At 37.4% G+C, this 18,802-nt stretch carries 20 protein-coding genes; 2 read left to right on the top strand and 18 right to left on the bottom strand.

Features of this window, described 5'->3' with window-relative positions; translation table 11 throughout:
* Positions 1–69: 69 nt before the first annotated feature.
* The 11 genes from dusB to upp all read right to left on the bottom strand — a co-directional run bounded on the left by dusB (position 70) and on the right by upp (position 9,989).
* Positions 70–1,044: a tRNA dihydrouridine synthase DusB gene (dusB, locus tag JOS54_RS01475; protein WP_203245311.1), complete on the bottom strand. Its 975-nt coding sequence runs from the start codon at positions 1,042–1,044 to the stop codon at positions 70–72.
* Entirely contained in the window at positions 1,019–1,903 is an 885-nt protein-coding gene (gene hslO, locus JOS54_RS01470; protein WP_203245310.1) for an Hsp33 family molecular chaperone HslO, read from the bottom strand. Before hslO ends, dusB begins: the two co-directional genes overlap by 26 nt.
* Positions 1,893–3,440, bottom strand: a complete 1,548-nt coding sequence (locus tag JOS54_RS01465; protein WP_203245309.1) for a glycoside hydrolase family 2 protein — start codon at positions 3,438–3,440, stop codon at positions 1,893–1,895. The genes hslO and JOS54_RS01465 overlap by 11 nt, the downstream gene beginning before the upstream one ends.
* The gene (locus JOS54_RS01460; RefSeq protein ID WP_203245308.1) at positions 3,430–3,792 is read right to left on the bottom strand and encodes a hypothetical protein; all 363 of its coding nucleotides are present in this window, start codon (positions 3,790–3,792) and stop codon (positions 3,430–3,432) included. The genes JOS54_RS01465 and JOS54_RS01460 overlap by 11 nt, the downstream gene beginning before the upstream one ends.
* A 74-nt stretch (positions 3,793–3,866) precedes the next feature.
* On the bottom strand, positions 3,867–4,868 hold the full coding sequence (locus JOS54_RS01455; protein ID WP_203245307.1) for a hypothetical protein: 1,002 nt from the start codon (positions 4,866–4,868) through the stop codon (positions 3,867–3,869).
* A 125-nt stretch (positions 4,869–4,993) separates the two neighbouring features.
* Positions 4,994–6,832, bottom strand: a complete 1,839-nt coding sequence (gene ftsH, locus JOS54_RS01450; protein ID WP_203245306.1) for an ATP-dependent zinc metalloprotease FtsH — start codon at positions 6,830–6,832, stop codon at positions 4,994–4,996.
* A 2-nt stretch (positions 6,833–6,834) separates the two neighbouring features.
* Entirely contained in the window at positions 6,835–7,383 is a 549-nt protein-coding gene (gene hpt, locus JOS54_RS01445) for a hypoxanthine phosphoribosyltransferase (RefSeq protein ID WP_203245305.1), read from the bottom strand.
* A 2-nt stretch (positions 7,384–7,385) separates the two neighbouring features.
* On the bottom strand, positions 7,386–8,588 hold the full coding sequence (tilS, locus tag JOS54_RS01440) for a tRNA lysidine(34) synthetase TilS (RefSeq protein ID WP_203245304.1): 1,203 nt from the start codon (positions 8,586–8,588) through the stop codon (positions 7,386–7,388).
* Positions 8,589–8,607: 19 nt separating this feature from the next.
* Positions 8,608–9,129 (bottom strand): hypothetical protein, encoded by a 522-nt coding sequence (locus JOS54_RS01435; RefSeq protein ID WP_203245303.1) that lies wholly within the window; start codon positions 9,127–9,129, stop codon positions 8,608–8,610.
* A gap of 47 nt (positions 9,130–9,176) precedes the next feature.
* Positions 9,177–9,368, bottom strand: coding sequence for a DUF1146 domain-containing protein (locus tag JOS54_RS01430; protein WP_203245302.1), 192 nt, complete (start codon positions 9,366–9,368; stop codon positions 9,177–9,179).
* Positions 9,369–9,989, bottom strand: coding sequence for a uracil phosphoribosyltransferase (upp, locus tag JOS54_RS01425; protein WP_203245301.1), 621 nt, complete (start codon positions 9,987–9,989; stop codon positions 9,369–9,371).
* Between the two features lie 101 nt (positions 9,990–10,090).
* On the opposite strand from upp, the gene JOS54_RS01420 reads away from it, so the two are divergent.
* On the top strand, positions 10,091–10,978 hold the full coding sequence (locus tag JOS54_RS01420) for a hypothetical protein (protein WP_203245300.1): 888 nt from the start codon (positions 10,091–10,093) through the stop codon (positions 10,976–10,978).
* Here the strand turns inward: JOS54_RS01420 and JOS54_RS01415 are convergent.
* Positions 10,970–11,554, bottom strand: coding sequence for an L-threonylcarbamoyladenylate synthase (locus tag JOS54_RS01415; RefSeq protein ID WP_203245299.1), 585 nt, complete (start codon positions 11,552–11,554; stop codon positions 10,970–10,972). The genes JOS54_RS01420 and JOS54_RS01415 overlap by 9 nt on opposite strands.
* A 52-nt stretch (positions 11,555–11,606) precedes the next feature.
* Here JOS54_RS01415 and JOS54_RS01410 point away from each other — a divergent pair, with 52 nt between their 5' ends.
* Positions 11,607–12,638 carry a low specificity L-threonine aldolase gene (locus JOS54_RS01410; RefSeq protein WP_203245298.1) on the top strand — a complete coding sequence of 344 codons (1,032 nt, stop codon included), beginning with the start codon at positions 11,607–11,609 and terminating at the stop codon, positions 12,636–12,638.
* 7 nt (positions 12,639–12,645) lie between these two features.
* Here JOS54_RS01410 and JOS54_RS01405 read toward each other — a convergent pair whose 3' ends face one another.
* From JOS54_RS01405 to rpmE, 6 genes are all read right to left on the bottom strand, one after another.
* On the bottom strand, positions 12,646–13,311 hold the full coding sequence (locus tag JOS54_RS01405) for a UDP-N-acetylglucosamine pyrophosphorylase (protein ID WP_203245297.1): 666 nt from the start codon (positions 13,309–13,311) through the stop codon (positions 12,646–12,648).
* Between the two features lie 10 nt (positions 13,312–13,321).
* Complete coding sequence (gene srtB / locus JOS54_RS01400; protein WP_203245296.1) at positions 13,322–14,098, bottom strand: class B sortase; 777 nt, start codon at positions 14,096–14,098, stop codon at positions 13,322–13,324.
* A 20-nt stretch (positions 14,099–14,118) separates the two neighbouring features.
* Positions 14,119–16,410 (bottom strand): LTA synthase family protein, encoded by a 2,292-nt coding sequence (locus JOS54_RS01395; protein WP_203245295.1) that lies wholly within the window; start codon positions 16,408–16,410, stop codon positions 14,119–14,121.
* A gap of 138 nt (positions 16,411–16,548) precedes the next feature.
* Positions 16,549–17,403, bottom strand: a complete 855-nt coding sequence (prmC, locus tag JOS54_RS01390) for a peptide chain release factor N(5)-glutamine methyltransferase (RefSeq protein ID WP_203245294.1) — start codon at positions 17,401–17,403, stop codon at positions 16,549–16,551.
* Complete coding sequence (gene prfA / locus JOS54_RS01385; RefSeq protein ID WP_203245293.1) at positions 17,400–18,476, bottom strand: peptide chain release factor 1; 1,077 nt, start codon at positions 18,474–18,476, stop codon at positions 17,400–17,402. The genes prmC and prfA overlap by 4 nt, the downstream gene beginning before the upstream one ends.
* A gap of 71 nt (positions 18,477–18,547) precedes the next feature.
* Complete coding sequence (gene rpmE, locus JOS54_RS01380; protein ID WP_006626362.1) at positions 18,548–18,760, bottom strand: 50S ribosomal protein L31; 213 nt, start codon at positions 18,758–18,760, stop codon at positions 18,548–18,550.
* Positions 18,761–18,802 lie beyond the last annotated feature (42 nt).

Genomic DNA, 18,802 nt, shown 5'->3' with positions numbered 1-18,802 from the left:
TTACTGCTGACCATTCTATTCCCATCAAAACAATTCAATTATTTCTATAAATGCCAAAAGATCCACTTACTATAGGCTCTCCTCATATTCTTTTAAGATAAGCCGCAAATCATTTAAAGAGTTAATGCTCGAAACAGCTTTCTTAATTTGCGAACAATTAGGCATTCCGGTTAAATACCAAGCCGCCATTCCCCTCATCATCTGCATCCCATTTCTTTCTCCCATTCTTGCGGATAAACGAACAGCGTATTCTTCTAATAAATGAAGTCTTTGCGAAAGACTTGGTTCAATGAATTTCTCCCCCTTTAAAGCCGCCACCATTTCTGACATAAAATAAGGGCGGCCAAGTAAGCCTCGACCAATCATAATCGCATCTACACCTGTTTCCTCAAACATTCTTTTCCCATCCGCAACAGTTCTAATATCCCCATTGCCGATGACTGGAATAGAAACCGCCTCTTTCACTTGCTTAATAATATCCAAATCAACTTTCCCACTGTACATCTGACTTCTCGTTCGACCATGAACCGCAATGGCTGAAACACCTACATCTTCTAAACCTTTCGCCACTTCCACCGCATTGATGTGCTGAAAGTCCCAACCCGACCTGATTTTAACCGTTACCGGTTTGTGAGAATGATCAACAACTGCTTTCGCTACCTTTTGTGCTAACCGTGGATCTTGTAATAAATACGAACCGGCATGTGATTTGATAATCTTTTGCACAGGACAACCCATATTGATGTCTATTATGTCACAATCACTATGTTCATTTAAATATTCTACCGCTTCAGCCATGGTTTCCAAATCCGAACCAAATATCTGTAAAGAAACAGGATGTTCATCCTCGACAGTTTCACACATCCTAAATGTCTTCTCACTTTTATAATGCAAGGCTTTGTCAGAAATCATTTCCGATACCACCAAGCCTGCCCCTGATTGATGCATTAAAGAACGATACACGGGATTAGAAATACCGGCCAAAGGAGCCGCTATCACACGGCTTTCCATTTTAACATCAGCGATTTTCCAACTGTTTTGCATGGACTATTTCCTTTAATTCATCTTCACTAAATTGATATTTTGTATGACAAAATTGACAAGTAACTTCTGCCCCATGGTCTTCCTTAATCATTTCTTGCAAGTCCTTATCCGCTAAGGTGGTTAAAGCATGGAAATAATGTTCCTTAGAACAAGAACAGTTCCACACCACTTCTTTTTCATCTAAAATTTGTGCATCTGGTATATAGGCATAAATCATTTCTTCCGGGCTTAAACCTACATCCACCAATTCAGTGATGGGTTTCATCGTACGAGCAATTTCTTCCAAAGCACAAATCGTTTCTTCACTAGCTCCCGGCATAAGTTGAAAAATCATTCCTCCAGAAGCACGAATATCTCCTTCCGGATTAACCAATACACCTACGCCAACAATCGATGGTGTTTGTTCAGAAACCGCAAAATAATAAGCGAAATCATCACCAACTTCACCACTTTGAATATTCACCACACCTGAAAAAGGTTCTTTCAAACCCAAGTCTTTCGTTACTTTTAAAGTTCCTGATTGACCAATGGCCGCCCCAACATCCAAATGACCATCTTCACGAACCAAATAAATATTGGGATTACTCACAAAGCCACGCACATGCCCAGACCCATCTCCTTGCGCTAAGACCGTTCCAATTGGTCCACCGCCATTAAAAAGTGCTGTCACTTTCGCCTTTGGATTCTTTAAATCGGAAGCTAAAATAGCTGTAAGCGTTAATGTTCGACCAAGAGCTGCCGCTGATGTGGCCATCAAATGGTGACTTTTACGTGCTTCTTCCACTAAATTCGTACTATGAAGAGAACGAATACGCACTTGCCCTGCAAACGCTTGGGCAATCACAATTTTATCTTTCATGTTTATACAACCTCCTAAAATAACGATTCCATTGTTCAAATATCCTTGGATTCACCTTTATTACCGATGCTTCTTTACTAAATAAACCATCATTTTTACGACCACAATCCTGAAAACGTTTATAGAAATAACCGGCGTAGCCTTTTTGGACACTTGTTTCAACTTGTGCTTCTAACAAATCTTCAATCGCTTGGTTCCAATCAATCTTATCACCATACTGTTTATGGGCATGACCCAAGCCATGGTGGCTTTCTTGCCAATAACCTAGGCCGCCAATAGTTTTAATGGAAATACGACTCGCATCCAAATGACCATTCAAACAAAAATCACCACTAAGCAGCCTTTGTCCCTCGGAAATATCCCACAAACAATTTACCTTTAAATTCTTCGGTTCAAAAGCACCATGACCATCCGGGAAAAGTATCCAGGCCACTAAACTAGGATGGGTTTTGTATTGTTCGAAAAGAATAGAGGTTTCTTGCCTATACTCCTTCTTTTCACTTTCACTTCTTTCCTTCTTTCCCCATGCAAAAAGAGATGAAACTTCTTGAAAACTTTGCGGAACATCTTGAAACACAAGAATACCCATTTGATCGCATAGATAAAACCAACGGCTTCTTTCTAATGTACCGTATTTACGAATGGCTTGAAAACCAAGTGCTTTGATTTGCGAAAGACGTTCCTTCATTTCTTTCTCACTAGCACAAATTGGTCCACTCTTTTCTAACCAAGTTTCGTCCACAATACCATTAATCCACATGGCTTCCCCATTTAAACAAAACTTACCTTTTTTCTTTTCAATAGTTCTTAAGGCAAAATAACTCTTGACCAAGTCTTCCTCTGTCTGAACATAGATATCATACAAAAAAGGATCTTCCAAAGACCATAAATGTGGATGCTTCATTTCGACTTCATAGACTTTTTGATTGGTAATACCCGAATGAATGAGCTTCCCTTTTTCTGTAATGATAATCGCCGCCTGTTCAAAATCACCTTTCAAATGAACAAACACTCTTTTATCTTTGTACTCAACATAAACTTCATCTACACAATGTATCGGTCTATTTTCTAACCAAACCGAACCATAGATTCCTGAAAAAGGATGGTCTTTTTGGTATCCAAAAGCCGATAATTCATTATCTTCTACACGAACAACAAGGATATTTTGATATTTGATGACTGAAGAAACATCCACTTCAAAAGCATCATAGCTACCTCGATGATTGCCTAAATGAACACCATTCAAGTAAATTTCACAATCTTGATCGACCGCCTCAAAATGAAGAAAAGTCTGTTTTTCACAAGGCAAATACGCAAATTGAAGTTGATACCAAAGAACCTCGTTTTCCCTTGGCTTTTTAGGATATAAAGAAGCAGAGGTTCCCGGCACAAACGGAACAAGAATTGATTGAAAACCATCTTCAACCGGATCTTGTCCTTTTGAACAAATCTGTAAGTCCCATAGACCATTTAAAATCACATAATTATCTCTTTGCAAGGACATTCTTGGGTATTCTTGGAATGGTTTAATGTTCATAAGTATCTCTTTTCTTTTGTAAAAAGTTTGTGATAAAAATTAGAAGAATTTCCACAAAATGCCAAATCAACCAATATATAACTAAAGAATACTGAATGGAACGATAACTGATATAAACCACAAAGAAAAGACCAATCATCGTACTGACAACCACCATTGTGCTTTGTAGAAAATAAATTCTCTCTATCCACTTTTTGAGCCAATCACTTAATAGAACAAGTGAACCACCAATAAGTACAAACAGAAACATATCTAATACAGAAGTACTTAAAAAACGAAATTTCCATAAATATAGTTCTAAGCCTGCTAGTAAAAAGCCTAAAAAAATACCAAATCCAATACTTTTTTTCATCCCTTATATTTTAGCGAATTATCTGACTTTTTAACAGAAAAAAAACTAGGAATTAACCTAGTCTTTATCAGCTGTTACTTAACCTCTTTAACATTTGCGAACGCTTTTACGATAGCCTTTTGGAATTCATCCACACCAATCGTAGCCCCAGATAGAAGGTCCTTATCCGTTGAAACAACGTGATTGTTCTTAACTTCCGTCTTCATACCTTCCACATCAGCTTTCGTCTTACCAACAAACCACTTATCCAAAGCTGCGTTTTGTTCATACCATTCTTTACCAATCTTAGAAGCCTTCTTCATGCCATAAGCATCCTTCTTTTCAAGCTTAGTTTGTTCGGGCTTTACTTCACCATCAAAAGCACCCTTATTCGTTACTTTTACGGTGTTTTGAGCAACGTCTGTTAAAGCTAAAACAATCTTATTATCTTTATCCAAAGCCAAAGCTGCATAGGTTACATTAGAACGAGTACTTTTCGCATCTTTATTTTCCATCTTTGTTGAGCTTGCACTTGCGACTTGGGTAACCCCTTCCACCTCAACCGCCGCATTTACTGCTTTATCAAAGCTGGCTAAGAAATCATCCACACGAACAGTTACTCCTGTTTGTAAATCCGTTTCAGCTACTTTTGTGCCATGGTCATCTTTCTTTGTCTTCATATTCTTGAAGTCGGAAACCTTCTTTCCAATCGCCCATTTTTCAAGAGATTCAGCTTGTTCATACCACTCTTTACCAATCTTAGAAGCTTTCTTCATACCATAGTCATCTTTCTTTTCCTTCTTCGTTGGTGTTTCGGTATGATTGGATGTAAATTTACCTGTGCCATCAAAGGTTGATGTGTTTTGAGCAACATCAAAGTTTAAATACTTGATAACATCTCCTTCTAAAGCAACTGTGGCGATGGTTGTACTAAATTGAACAGAACCTTGATTATCCTTTAATTCCTTTGGTTTCAAATTAGAAACGGAACCAATACCAACCTTCAATTTCTTAACTTCCGGTTTTTTGTTGGCAGTACTTGAACAGCCAGCCAATAAGGCAACTGATATAACAGCCGTTAACACTTTCTTCATCATTTTTCCTCCTCAAATACTTTTTTTATTTTAAAATATGTGATTTTTTTGTCAATAAATAAGTGTTTCACTCTGAAGATACTTTCTTTTAAAAAGAACTCATCACTAAAAAGTACTCTTACGAGTACTTATTCAGTTTCTGCATCCATTGGTAATCCCTTAACAATGTTACGGATTTGTTCATTCGTTAATGTTTCATTTTCCATCAACGCATGTGCAACACTTTCTAATTCAGCCTTATGTTCGGTGATAATTTCCTTTGCTTTATTATGACAAGCGTTCACAATCTTACGAACCTCTTGATCAATTTCATAGGCCACTTCACCAGACACATTATTGGGTTGATTATAATCACGACCCAAGAACACATTCTCACTACCAGAATTATACTTAATCGGGCCAAGATCCGACATACCGTATAATGTGACCATATCTTGAGCAATATTAGTTGCTCTCTTGATATCATCTACCGCTCCGGTTGTAATATCATCAAAGAATAATTCTTCTGCGGTGCGACCACCCATATAAGAAGTAATGGAAGCCATCAGGTCTTTCTTAGTATGCATCATCTTTTCTTCTTTTGGTGTCATTAAGTTATAACCACCGGCTTGCCCACGTGGAATAATCGTTACTTTTTGGACGATTTGAGCATCATCTAAGAATAAACCAATAATCGCATGACCACTTTCATGATAAGCCACTAACTTTTTCGTTGCTTCATCATAAGTACGGGAAACTTTCGCCGGTCCCATCATCACACGGTCAATCGCTTCATCCACTTGATTCATATGAATCTCTTCTGTATTTTCACGAACCGCTAAAATAGCCGCTTCATTTAAGACATTTTCTAAGTCGGCTCCTGAAAAGCCGGGTGTTCTTTTCGCCAGAGCTTCTAAATTCACATTTTCCGCCAATTTCTTATTACGAGCATGCACTTCTAAAATAGCCTTACGTCCTTTCCAGTCTGGAAGAGAAACCGTAATTTGACGATCAAAACGGCCGGCTCTTAATAAAGCAGGATCTAAAACATCAGGACGATTTGTTGCCGCAATGATGACAACACCATTGTTTTCTTGCATACCATCCATTTCCACTAACAATTGGTTTAAGGTCTGTTCACGTTCATCATGACCGCCGCCAAAACCGGCGCCACGTTGACGCCCTACCGCATCAATTTCATCAATGAAAATCATACATGGAGCCGTTTGCTTAGCTTTCTTAAACATATCACGAACACGCGAAGCACCAACCCCGACAAACATTTCCACAAAGTCCGAACCGGAGATGCTATAGAAAGGTACATTCGCTTCCCCTGCAACCGCCTTCGCTAATAAAGTTTTACCCGTTCCTGGATGACCACTCAACAGAATTCCTTTTGGAATCCGAGCTCCCATCTTTTCAAACTTCTTCGGATATTTCAAGTAGTCAATAATTTCCGACATCTCTTGTTTCTCTTCATCACAACCTGCCACATCCTCAAAACGAGTACGCACCTTGCTTTCCAAACGAGCTTTTGAATTAGAAAACTCAAACGCTTTCCCATTCGCACCACCATTGGCTTGTGCCATACGGGAAATCATCCAAAAGCCAAAGCCCATCATTAAAATAAATGGAATTAAGCTCACAATCACATCCACAAACTTATTGGAGGCTTCCGCATCCACAACCGTAATGTTCTTTGTTTTTAAAGTATCGATGCTCTTATTGATCAAATCACTACGGCTAGGTAATGTAATATCAAAAGTTGCTTTCTTACTTGAATTGCTATAAGTTCCTTTAATATTCGTCACATTTCGACCAACGGAAAAATTAGCACTTTCAATACTGCCTGCATCCACCAATTTAGAAAATTCATCGATGGTCATCTTATTCGTATTCCGATTTGGATTCATCAACAATAAATTGGCAAGCGCAATTAAAATAATCAATATCGGTAAATAACGCTGTACTAAATTTCTATTTTTCATTCTTACTCCTCAGTTTGGTAGCACTCATCTTTCAAGACACCAATGTATGGTAAACAACGATAATCTTGATTAAAGTCCATACCAAAACCAACCACAAACTCATTGCCAATCTCAAAACCAATATATTCTGGTTTCGTATTCACAACACGACGACAAGGCTTATCCAATAAAGTTACAACCCGAATTGAAGCCGCCCCTTTATTCATCAATGTTTCACAAACCGTTTTAACCGTACGACCTGTGTCCACAATATCTTCCACTAAGATAATATCCACACCTTTAATCGAAGAATCCAAGTCTTTTAAAATACGAATATCACCAATGGATTCCGTTCCCTCATACGATGAAACATCCATAAAATCATATTGAAGGTTTAAATCAATATTTTTAATCAATTCCGCTAAGAATGGTACCGAGCCACGAAGTAAAGCCACGATTAATGGTTTTTTTCCTTCATAGTCTTTTGTAATAATTGCACCCAATTCAACGCAACGCCGTTGAATTTCTTCTTGATTAATCAATACCTTTTTAATTGTTTCTTTTTCCCACATAATTACTCCTTATCATTTAAGTATTGTATCACATTGATACTTGGGTTTATAGAGTAATGATGGACATCTGATCCCAATCCCGGAACCAAAATGATTTCTTGCTTGCAATTTAGAACAATTGGCCAAACCTTTCGCAAATACATTGGTATTTTTCGATCAATGAAAAATCGAGATATCCTCTTTTTACCAAAACGAAGTTGAATACTATCTCCTTGTTGATAATTACGGATAGTTAATGGATAATCATCTTCCCATACCGTTACTGCATTCACTCCCTTTTCACCTTTTTCTACTTTAAAGAAAGGGTAGTCTTTCATCTCAATATTGGTATAAGAATACCTTTTTTCTTTCCACAAAAAGAAAAAGCCGCCATCACTTGCTATATAGTCCTCTTCAAAAGGAATATAGAAATGATTTTTTCGCATCACTATTCGATCCATTTCTTCCAATTGAACTTTAGAATGATGTTTCTTCTGGTCCAACAGGCTTCTTAAAGTTGCCAAACGATCTTCTTTTTCTAATGCTTGATAAAAGCCTATATTCACTTTCCCTTGTTGAATATAAGTGGCTACACGACATCTTCTTTCCTGTAGAACCGAATTTCTTTTCTCTATTTCTTTCAATACCTCTTCACGCATAAAATCACTCATTGTTTCCAGTCGGCTATGACGAATTTGATTACGACGATATTCATTTTCTAAATTGGTGTGATCTATGAAATAACGATATTGATGTCGATTTAGATAAGCCATCATTTCTTCTTTACGAAGGTTTAATAAAGGACGAACCACTACGATGCCATGAATGATGGTTCTTTCTTTTAAGCCAAAATAAGCCGGTTCTAGTCCTTTTTCTTCTTGCATAAAAAAAGTTTCTAAAAGATCCTCTTGTTGATGAGCAACCAAGACACCATCTAAATTTTCTTCTTGAACAATTTTTGCAAAAAAGTCATATCGCCAATTTCTCGCTTCAGCTTCAAAGTTTCCTTTCGGCTGAAAGCTTCCATTTTGAACATGAAGTGGAATTTGGTGCTGTTTCGCAAAAGAACGAATAAAGGTCTCTTCTTCTTCCGCTTGTCTACGATGGTGATAATTCACATGAGCAATTTGAACATTCATCCCGCATTCCAAGCATTGATGCAATAAGTACATAGAATCCGGACCAGTCGAAACAGCCACCAACCATTTTCCCTCTAATTTCCTCATGTTCTTATTCTACAACATTTCAATGCCTTCTTTTAGAAAAGACAACTTTTTCTACTCTTTCCTCAATACTTTTGAACAAAGAAGAATCAGGTGAAATATAAGCTTTCACATCAATCACTCTTGCGGTATTGATAAAACGTAAATCATTTAGAAATAAAACCGACGGTTTCACTAAGCCCGGAACTAAACCAATACGCATCAAATGTTCCTTGCCACTTTGTTGATAATGAGCATCAAAGGCTTTCGCATAGGTGCTGGGATTGGAAGTCATCGGAATAATCAAAGCTTTCTTAGCAAATAAAGAAAAAACCAAACCAAAATGTTGGTAACCCATCTCATTTAGATAAGCTTGTCCATAATCCAAGTAACAAATATCTCCTACCTTTACCCGAACACCTAAGGATTGTCCACAACTATATTGCGACCTTGTAATCCAATTGGCTTCCGATACTAAGGCACTGTCCACTTGGTCAGGAACGACTAAATCATAGACCTTTCTTCGATCATCCATATAATTTGCCCACAATTCTTTCGCCGTCATAAAAAAACCTCCTATCGTTATATTCCCAATAGAAGGTAAATTCCCTTTTAACGAATAAAGAATAGGAGAAAAGAGCCAACCAAATACGCTAATGCAATAACCAATAGACCATATAATACTTGGGCTTGATTGACTTTATTCTTACGAAGAATCCTTTCAAAATCAAGGGCTTGCAAAGCATAAAAGCTAAGCACCAAGGCAATTAAATAAATGCCCGACTGAAGATAAAATTTAAACAATTATTTTGTCCCAAAAATACGGTCGCCCGCATCCCCTAAGCCGGGTACGATATACCCATGTTCGTTTAATCTTTCATCCAAAGCCGCTAAATAAATATCCACATCCGGATGATTCTTTTGAATTAGTTGCACACCTTCAGGAGCTCCAACCAAACAAACAAGCTTAATATTTTTAGCCCCACGCTTCTTAATTTGATTAATAGAGTCATTCGCACTACCGCCCGTCGCCAACATCGGATCAACGACCATCACAATGGAATGTTCTAAATCATTTGGAAACTTCGCAAAATATTCCACCGGCTCTAATGTTTCTTCGTCACGATACATTCCAATAAAGCCAACCTTAGCTGTTGGAACTAGACGACGAATACCATCTAATAGACCAATACCGGCACGAAGAATTGGTACAATCACAACTTCTTTCGATAATTGATAACCAATGCATTTAGAAACAGGTGTTTCAATTTCAACTGGTTTTGTTGGTAAATCACGACAAACTTCATAAGCCATCAATTCCGCAATTTCATCCAGATTTTCACGGAAATCCTTAGTCGTTGTTGAAATTTGTCGCATTTGTGTCAGCTTATGCGTAATGAGTGGATGATGTAAGACTTCTAGCATGGGTTTACCTCCAATTTTCTTTCGCTATTTTATACGAAATCTAATTATAATTCAAGACTGCCACGTTTTCCCTGAGCTGAAAAGCATGTTATATTGGGAACATGAAAATACTTTGGTTTATCCGCAATCAAGAAGATTACCTAACTCTAGCAAGAGCTCTTCAATTCAATCTTGATATTGATTTCGCTACTTGCTCTAGTTCTTCTCCTTCTTGGTCCAAGAAACACTACTCTTCTCCTAAAAATCATAATCTTCTTTTTTTTCATTCAGAAAATGCCTTGGAAGATATTTATACGAAAGGAGAATTATCGTATTCTTTCCTTAAAAAAGATTTCGCCCTTATGCAAGAAGCAATAGAGGATTTCCAACCGGATTGTTGCATTAGTTTAGGAAGATACGCAGCCTTTATAGCAACGAGCGTAAACCATATTCCTTTCTATTTTTTACAAGATGGCTATCTTGAAAAAGTCCGTAGTCCGCATAATCTATTCCGTGGTTTCAACCGCCTATTAAAAGAAAATCATCTTGAACAAATTCTCAGATATCGAGATTTAAGACGATTTGGTGTGTATTTTAGCTTTGATATTCCCGAACATCTTCTTGAAATACAAAGCAATAATACCTTTTCTACCAGTGATAAAATTCTTCTCGAACGGGGTACTAGTTATGAAAAGATGTTGACACCTGTATTAGATAACTATCGCTTTTTCGAACCGGACCAAATCTTATTCTACAAAGCTCCTTTGATTATTCATCAAGAAAATATGTATCTATACCAAGTTTGTAAGCAAGCCGGCATTCCCCAACTCATCCTACCTAAGAAACAGCGTATTCCCTATGATGTTGGTTTATGTTTAGAAAAAGAAGAATGTAATCCTGAACAATTAAAAGAAGCCGTTCGCTATGCCCTGACTAGCCGATACTTTCAAGAAAACACCCGAAAAGGAAAGACAATACCTTTGGATTGCCTTTCTTCACTTTTAAAATAGGGATTGGATTTGCGATAAAGTGATTGGTCCTTGACGCAAGAGTTTCCAAGCTCCCTGTTCAAAGACAACAATCGTACTGGCTTGACCATATTTAATTTTACCATTTAAAGCAGCCTTTACCTCTGGTACATCCTGTATGGTTAAAGCGACCGGCTCACCTGATAAGTTGGCACTAGTCATATACACCGGAACACCTAATTTATCAATTATCTCGGCTAAAATAGGGCTAGTTGCCAAACGAATCGCAATCGTATCTTGCCCATCATTCACAAAGGAAGGTACTCCTTCCTTTTTCTTTAAAATCATGGTCAAAGGACCAGGCATAAATTGTTCCATCACTCTTTTTTCTTCTTCTTTCATTTCACAGATTTGTAACACTTGTTGAAAATTGGAACACATAATTGGGAATGCTTTTGTTTCTGGTCTTTTCTTTAAATCTCTTAAATTTTCTTGAGCTTGAAAGTGATCGTAACGAGCACACAAACCAAAGACGGTATCCGTCGGTACCGCCACTGCTTCATCTTGTTTTAATAAGTCGACCAGCACATCGATTTCATAATTTTGACATATCAACATTGCTTTTTTCCTTTCCTACTTTATGATGAACTTGTATATGAGGAGCTTAAATATGATTCTTTTTGAAAATGATTATAGTAAGGGATGTATTCCCGAAATACTGGAAAAATTAAACACCAGTAATTTTGAACAGAATATCAGTTATGGTTTAGATAGGTATTGCGAAGAAGCGAAAAAGTTAATTCAAGAAAAACTAGAATGCGATAGTGAAATCCATTTCCTAGTGGGCGGCACTCAAACCAATGTAACGGTTCTATCGCACATCTTACGTCCTTATCAAAGTGTATTAACCGCTGATAGTGGTCATATCAACACCCATGAAACAGGAGCTATAGAAGCACTTGGTCATAAATGTTCTCTACTACCAAGCCAACAAGGTAAACTATCTGCTCGGCAAGTACAGGAAGCCTTAGAGATTTATGAAAAAGAGCCTAGTCCTGAACATTGTGTTCAACCTGCCGCTTTATACATTTCATTTCCTACGGAAACAGGACTATTATACTCCAAAAAAGAATTGATAGACTTACATTCCATTTGTCAAAAATATAAAATTCCTTTTTTTATTGATGGAGCTAGATTAGGCTATGGTCTGTGTGCAAAGGAAAATGATGTTCAATTCAAAGACCTTGCTCATTTATGCGATATATTCTACATTGGTGGCACTAAAATTGGTGCTTTGTTTGGTGAAGCCGTTATTTTTAATCAAAAAGAATACGCAAAAGGATTTCGTCTTTCCATCAAACAGAAGGGTGGTTTATTAGCCAAGGGGTTCTTATTGGGAATTCAATTTCAAACTCTTTTTGAAAAGAATCGCTATTTCCAAATTTCTAAACAAGCCATAGAGCATGCGGAACGCTTAAAAAATGGTCTTCAAGAAAAAGGATATTCTTTCTTCTATCCATGTCAAAGCAATCAATTATTCCCTATCTTACCTAAAAAAGTTACGAATGAACTACGAAGAGACTTTGGTCTCATGACTTGGCAAGATTTAGGTGAGGAGGAAGTTATCCGTATGGTAACCGATTGGGCTACGAAAAAAGAAGACGTTGAAGCCTTCTTGAAGCAGTTACCTAGAAAGAATTAGGGGAATACTATTCTCCTTTTTTTATTTTCACAATCACATCGGTTTTCTTAACAATACTATTTTCCGGCACAAAACCACGCACACCCGTCGTTGGATACACTCTTGAATTAGAGCCAATCACTGTACCGGGATTCAAAACCGCATTACAACCAACTTCCACATGATCAGCTAAAATAGCACCAAACTTCTTTAATTCCGTTTCGATGGCTTCATCACCCACATGAATCACAACCAAGCTATGATCGGATTTTACATTGGAAGTAACTGCACCTGCTCCCATGTGACTGTAGTAACCAAGGATAGAATCGCCAACATAGTTGTAATGAGGCACTTGCACATGGTCAAACAAAATCACATTCTTTAATTCCACGGAATTGCCAACCACACAATCCTCTCCCACTAAAACAGAACCGCGAATGAAAGCACAATGACGCACTTCTGTCCGTGCACCAATGATACAAGGACTTCCTAAATAAGCAGAAGGAAATACTTTAGCTGTTTTATGCACCCAAACCTGTGGTTGAACCTCTTCATAATCCTCACCTAGAGAACCACCTAAATTTAAAATCAATTCTTTAATACCCGATAAGGCAAGCCATGGATATTCATACTTTTCTAAATAAGAGCCAGCTAAACTATGGTTCAAATCAAAACAATCTTTCGTTTTCAACATACCACTACCTCTATTTCTTAACCACTTTTGCAAGCAAAGCATAACGACCATCATCAATGCTATAATCACAAGTCGAAAATAACATCAACTGATCCTTCGCACTTACCGTTTGTTCAGATTTAAAAGTACTCTTCTTTTGAAACATATTCACATAATCCATAAACTCTTGATTAGAGCTAAAATGGTAGCGCACATAATCATCTGAACCAGTTGTTTTGATGCCGGCAACCGGATAAACCTTATACTTACCCTCTGGTGTTTCTAATTCCATTTCCTTATGACTATCATAGTAAGACTGTTTCTGAAATTTATTGATATCCGCAAACATTGAGCCATCACGCATATTATGTCCATACACCGTCCAAACCCTTGACTTCAAACCACGCCCATTTTGAACATCCATGAATAATGTTCCTGAGTTTTGGTAACGACCATCCATCAAATGATGCAAATAGAACTCATTTCCTCTTCTTGCCGGATCAACAGAGTCGCCATAGACAATCGGATAATCAATCCTACTATCTTTCATTTTAATCCAAGCGGCTGTATCAGGATAAAGCTTCTTTAATTTCGCAAAATCCACCTTTTCTTCTTTTGTTTTTTGATCAATCACAACCACTTCTTTTCTAACTTCTTCATAAGCCTGTCGCGATTCACGATAATCTTTCAAAGCTTGCACAATACTCCAAGCTGAAAAGCCGGCCACCAATAAGCAACAAACCATCACTAAATCCAAAAAGACTTTCATTCCCTTGCTCAAAGGTTTTTTTGTTTTCGTTTTTTTCATGAATACCTCTCGTTTCTATTTTAATCCTGCACTTCTATATCTCCAATAAAATAGATTTGATTCTTCACATTTAAAAATCCCATCATTTCTAATTTCGATTCATCCATCCCTTGAATATCTATATTAGCCTTCCAAACACCATTCGCCAAGTCTAAATAAACCAATCTTCTCTCTTTTCCATCGCTAACAATCAAGAAATTCCCAAACACCTCACCAACAACGCCAGAATATTGAGACAATTCCACTTGCAATTGATGATTCTTAACTTGAATTATTTTTTTATCAAAGCTGGGATAACCAACAATCGTATTAAATGAGCGATGCGTTACCTCTCCTGTTTCTTTATTCACTACAAAGAAGTTAATTCCCTGTGAAATTGAGTGTTTTTTCCCTTTATACACAAACCAAGATTTCTCATTAGCATCCAAAGAAGCCAAGCATTCTACTACATTCTGTTTGTAATGAATGCTCTCTTTCGAGCTTTCTTTTACACCACTTGAGGTGAAAAGCACATTGTGATTTAAGCGTAGTTCTTTTTCCGTTAAGCCTAAAGAAATTAAACTTTTCTTTCTTTCCGAATTGACTTGGTTCATATAATCACCCGAATTAAGCATGTACCAATCGTACTTCGTCCTATCGGCTCCTTTTAACGCTTGGATAAAAGAATGAAACTCCTGACTAAAGAAATGCGGTTCGCCACGAAGTACCTCTTTGTCTTTTATCTTTAAGATTAAAGGAGAAGTTTCATCCAATAGTGCATAGCTGTTCTCTGTAGTTTTCTCTAGCCTTTGACCTTTTTGAAAAATAGAAACACCGCTTGTATCCAACCATTGGTCTTTTTCCAATAAATATTTCCAATCTAATTTCAAGTGTTTTCCTTGGACAGAGCTTTCAAAGCCTAGGTTATATGGATGTTCATTCTCTTCTTTTTTAACCGCCGCTAATTTTTCCATAAAGCTAGATTTTTTCGCTAATTCTTCATTTAAGAAATCTTCTCCATATTCTTCCACTAAGGTCTTTTTCTGACCATATAAGTTTGTGCCCAAGGCCAAACGGTCACCCGGTATCTTCACACCCAAAGCTGCCAAAGTGGTTGGAAAACTATCCATCGTCGAATAATAACGACTGATTGAGCTATTCTCTCGTTTCGCTATTCCATTCACAATGGTGTAATACACGGTTCTTTTATGGTGCATATCTACCCCTTCCATGAAGTCTTTATCCATGGTTGGATGATCGCCTGAAAGTACAATCGTTGTATTTTCATACCAAGGTTGTTTCTGACACCACTTCACAAAATCACTCACTCGTTTATCCGAACCATAAATCACATTGCCATATTGATTCTGAGAAAACTTTGTTGGTGTTTCATGGTCTTTATAACCATCTTCAAAATGAGTATCGACAGTTAATAGATGTAAGTTAAAAGGTTTATCACTTGAAGAAAGATTAGTTAGTTTCATTTTTGCAAAGTCAAAGAGTTTATGGTCTTCAAAGCCCCAAAACACATGATAGTTGGATGGAATCCAGTTTTTTTGTTTGGCATAATTATAATCATTGATTTCATAATTACCATGGCTTTTGAAGAATAGCTGACGACCACCAAACTCGGCATCCGATCCTAACATAAAGACATTCTGATAACCTTGTTTAGCAAGAATATCGCCTAAATTCATTATATTTGGAAAGAAGGTTTCTTGTGAAATCATACTATTGCCTTCCATATTAACTTTTAGAGGCAACCCGGAGGTTTGAGCAAATAAACCACCCATTGTCCATCCTGTTCCTGTCAAGGAAACAGCGCCGTTTAGTACTTTTTGATTAGCGGAAAAGCATTGATTAGACAATGCTAATTTCGTTAGCTCAGGAATGTAATTATTCTTCTTTTTTCCACCATATTCTTGACTGGAGAATCCTGTTTCTACAGATTCTAAACTAATATAAATTAAATTTCTTTTCTTCTTAGGGAATTGTAGAGCTACCGTTGAAGGATCTACGTATTCTTTTTGAATAAAAGTAGAATCAGTCCATTGATTTCTAATATAATTCGTAACATCTAGTTTTGTCCAAAAACGAACACCACTTAAAACTAGCGATATAATGGATAAAAACACCAATCCTTTTCGCAGCATTTTTCTTTTTTCCTCTGTTAATAAGTAATAAAGAATAGCCACCAGTATCCCTACAACACTAGTTGGTACAATCACCCAGATAATAAATTTTCGGATTTGATCAGAACCGGTGCCTTTTAAAGGAGTCAGTATTTCAAACAAAAACTCATGAATTTGTAGCTTAGGCCAAGTATGGAACAACCAAACGATCGTAAATGTTAAAAGCGTGGAAAACAGGAAAAATACGCTGATTAAAATTAGTATCCATTTTTTTGGTTTATTTATCATCTTGGATATATTATAGACGAAATAAAAGAGAGTACAAACTTTCTACTCTCCTTAAAGATTATGATATACAAACAACATACGATCTTTTCCATTGATATCTTTGAGAAATTCAAAGCGATCTTCCGGTAAAATTTCTTTGATTAGTTTCGTCATCGCTTCTCTTTGGTTCCAACCCATTTCAAAAGCCATGAAAGCTTTTTCTTTTAAAATACGATGAGCGTTCATAAAGACTTCTCGATAATACTTCAATCCATCTTTCCCCCCAAATAAAGCCACATGAGGTTCATAGTCTACCACAGAAGATTCCATTTCTTCCGCTTGAGGAATATACGGCGGATTGCACACTAAAACATCCAACTGAATTCCTTTTTCCAATAAAGGATCCAACATATTCCCAACCAAGAATTCGATTGTTGCTTCATTAAGCTGTGCATTTTTCTTTGCTATATCTACCGCCTCAGAAGAAATATCACTCGCTCTCATCACGCATTTTTCTTCTTCCCTGCAAAGTGTAATCGCGATAGCCCCTGATCCGGTTCCAACATCCGCAATATCTATTTTCTCTGCATTTGAAAAGAAAGTATCCATACGATTTAAAATATTGGCACACAATTCTTCCGTTTCATAACGAGGAATTAAAACATCCCTATTCACCAGTATTTTATAGCCATAAAACCAAGAGTAGCCTAGCACATGTGCCATTGGTTCACCCTTGAGAATTCTTTCCATACCGGCACAGAACTCTTTTTCTAAATCTTGTGGGCTTTCTTCTTCAAAATGCAGGTATAAATCATAGCGTTCTCTTTGGCTCAATTCCACCAAATAAGCCATAACAGTTTCTTCAGAAATAGCCTTTTCCAACGCTTTCTTTTCATAATCAAGAACCAATTCTCTTAAAAAACTCATCCTTGGCTTTCCTCTAGTTTTCTCTTTTCCTCTTCCGCTTGTAATCCTTCGATGATACCATCCAGCTTACCTTCCATAATGCGATCTAATTGCGTAATGGTTAAACCAATGCGATGATCCGTCACACGATTTTGTGGGTAGTTATAGGTACGAATTTTTTCCGACCGATCACCGGTACCAATCTTAGCCCGACGAACCGCTCCGGCCGCTTCATCTCTTTGGCGCTTAATTTCTTCATAAACACGGGCACGAATTAATCGCATGGCGGTTTCTCTATTTTCAATTTGTGAACGTCCATCTTGGCAGTTAACCGTAATCCCTGTTGGCAAGTGGACAATACGAACGGCTGAATCGGTTTTATTAATGTGCTGACCACCCGCCCCAGAAGCACGATGAGTTTCAATAGTTAAATCACTTGGGTCAATGACAATATCCGCTTCTTCCGCTTCCGGTTGGCAAAGTACCGTTGCTGTGGAGGTATGCACACGTCCTTGCGATTCGGTCTTAGGCACACGTTGAACTCGATGCACACCGGATTCCCACTTTAAATCACGGTACACTTCATTTCCTTTAATGGAGAAAATAACTTGTGAAAAGCCACCCGCTTCACTAGCCGAGGCTTCCATGACTTGAATCTTCCAACCTTTCGCTTCCGCATAACGTATATACATGCGATACAAATCCCCCGCAAAAATATTACCCTCATCACCACCAGCACCACCACGGATTTCCATAATGACATCATGATCATCATCAGGATCTTTTGGAATCAATAAATGTTGAATGTGTTCTAAAAGTTCTTCTTGCGCTGGTACACATTCTTCCAATTCCATTTTCGCCATTTCTTTTAATTCGGGATCACTTTCCTTTAACATTTCATTGGCTTGTTCAATTTGATTATCTAATTTTTTCAATTTATGCCAAGCTTCAAGCGATTGGGTTAAGGAAGCTTGTTCCTTGGATAATTTGGTTAATAAAGCGGGATTGCTAAATACCTTTTCATCCATCAAATCATTCGTGATGGTTTGGTATCGTTTTTCAATTTCAATTAGTTTCTCTCTTACTGCATCCATGGCTACGTATACTCCTTACTAAAATATTGTACTCTAATTAGATAGCTAAAAAAAAGAGTGATTTCTCACTCTTATTCGCCTTCCTTAATGCCGTATTTACGATTAAACTTCTCAATACGTCCTTGAGCTTGAGCGAATCGTTGTCTACCTGTATAGAATGGGTGACAGTTTGAACATGTGTCAGCTTTTAATTCCTTAGCTGTAGAACCTGTTTCAAATTCTGTACCGCAACTTGAACAAACAACTTTAACTTTATGGTATTCCGGATGAATTCCTTGTTTCATAAATATGTTCTCCCTTCTGCCTTAAGCCTCATTTGTGCTTAA

Origin of the sequence: Bulleidia sp. zg-1006 (assembly GCF_016812035.1) — a bacterium.
GTDB lineage: Bacteria > Bacillota_I > Bacilli_A > Erysipelotrichales > Erysipelotrichaceae > Bulleidia.
Note: the sequence above shows the minus strand (reverse complement) of the source record. Positions and strands in the feature narration are given on the sequence as shown.

Bases quoted from the DNA above. Each gene is read 5' to 3' on its own strand.
- JOS54_RS01460 (WP_203245308.1), bottom strand. From the start codon at position 3,792: ATGAAAAAAAGTATTGGATTTGGTATTTTTTTAGGCTTTTTACTAGCA.
- dusB (WP_203245311.1), bottom strand. From the start codon at position 1,044: ATGCAAAACAGTTGGAAAATCGCTGATGTTAAAATGGAAAGCCGTGTG.
- JOS54_RS01405 (WP_203245297.1), bottom strand. From the start codon at position 13,311: ATGTTGAAAACGAAAGATTGTTTTGATTTGAACCATAGTTTAGCTGGC.
- JOS54_RS01465 (WP_203245309.1), bottom strand. From the start codon at position 3,440: ATGAACATTAAACCATTCCAAGAATACCCAAGAATGTCCTTGCAAAGA.
- hpt (WP_203245305.1), bottom strand. From the start codon at position 7,383: ATGTGGGAAAAAGAAACAATTAAAAAGGTATTGATTAATCAAGAAGAA.
- prfA (WP_203245293.1), bottom strand. From the start codon at position 18,476: ATGGATGCAGTAAGAGAGAAACTAATTGAAATTGAAAAACGATACCAA.
- JOS54_RS01410 (WP_203245298.1), top strand. From the start codon at position 11,607: ATGATTCTTTTTGAAAATGATTATAGTAAGGGATGTATTCCCGAAATA.
- tilS (WP_203245304.1), bottom strand. From the start codon at position 8,588: ATGAGGAAATTAGAGGGAAAATGGTTGGTGGCTGTTTCGACTGGTCCG.
- JOS54_RS01415 (WP_203245299.1), bottom strand. From the start codon at position 11,554: ATGTTGATATGTCAAAATTATGAAATCGATGTGCTGGTCGACTTATTA.
- JOS54_RS01420 (WP_203245300.1), top strand. From the start codon at position 10,091: ATGAAAATACTTTGGTTTATCCGCAATCAAGAAGATTACCTAACTCTA.
- JOS54_RS01435 (WP_203245303.1), bottom strand. From the start codon at position 9,129: ATGACGGCGAAAGAATTGTGGGCAAATTATATGGATGATCGAAGAAAG.
- JOS54_RS01455 (WP_203245307.1), bottom strand. From the start codon at position 4,868: ATGATGAAGAAAGTGTTAACGGCTGTTATATCAGTTGCCTTATTGGCT.
- srtB (WP_203245296.1), bottom strand. From the start codon at position 14,098: ATGAAAAAAACGAAAACAAAAAAACCTTTGAGCAAGGGAATGAAAGTC.
- ftsH (WP_203245306.1), bottom strand. From the start codon at position 6,832: ATGAAAAATAGAAATTTAGTACAGCGTTATTTACCGATATTGATTATT.
- rpmE (WP_006626362.1), bottom strand. From the start codon at position 18,760: ATGAAACAAGGAATTCATCCGGAATACCATAAAGTTAAAGTTGTTTGT.
- hslO (WP_203245310.1), bottom strand. From the start codon at position 1,903: ATGAAAGATAAAATTGTGATTGCCCAAGCGTTTGCAGGGCAAGTGCGT.
- upp (WP_203245301.1), bottom strand. From the start codon at position 9,989: ATGCTAGAAGTCTTACATCATCCACTCATTACGCATAAGCTGACACAA.
- prmC (WP_203245294.1), bottom strand. From the start codon at position 17,403: ATGAGTTTTTTAAGAGAATTGGTTCTTGATTATGAAAAGAAAGCGTTG.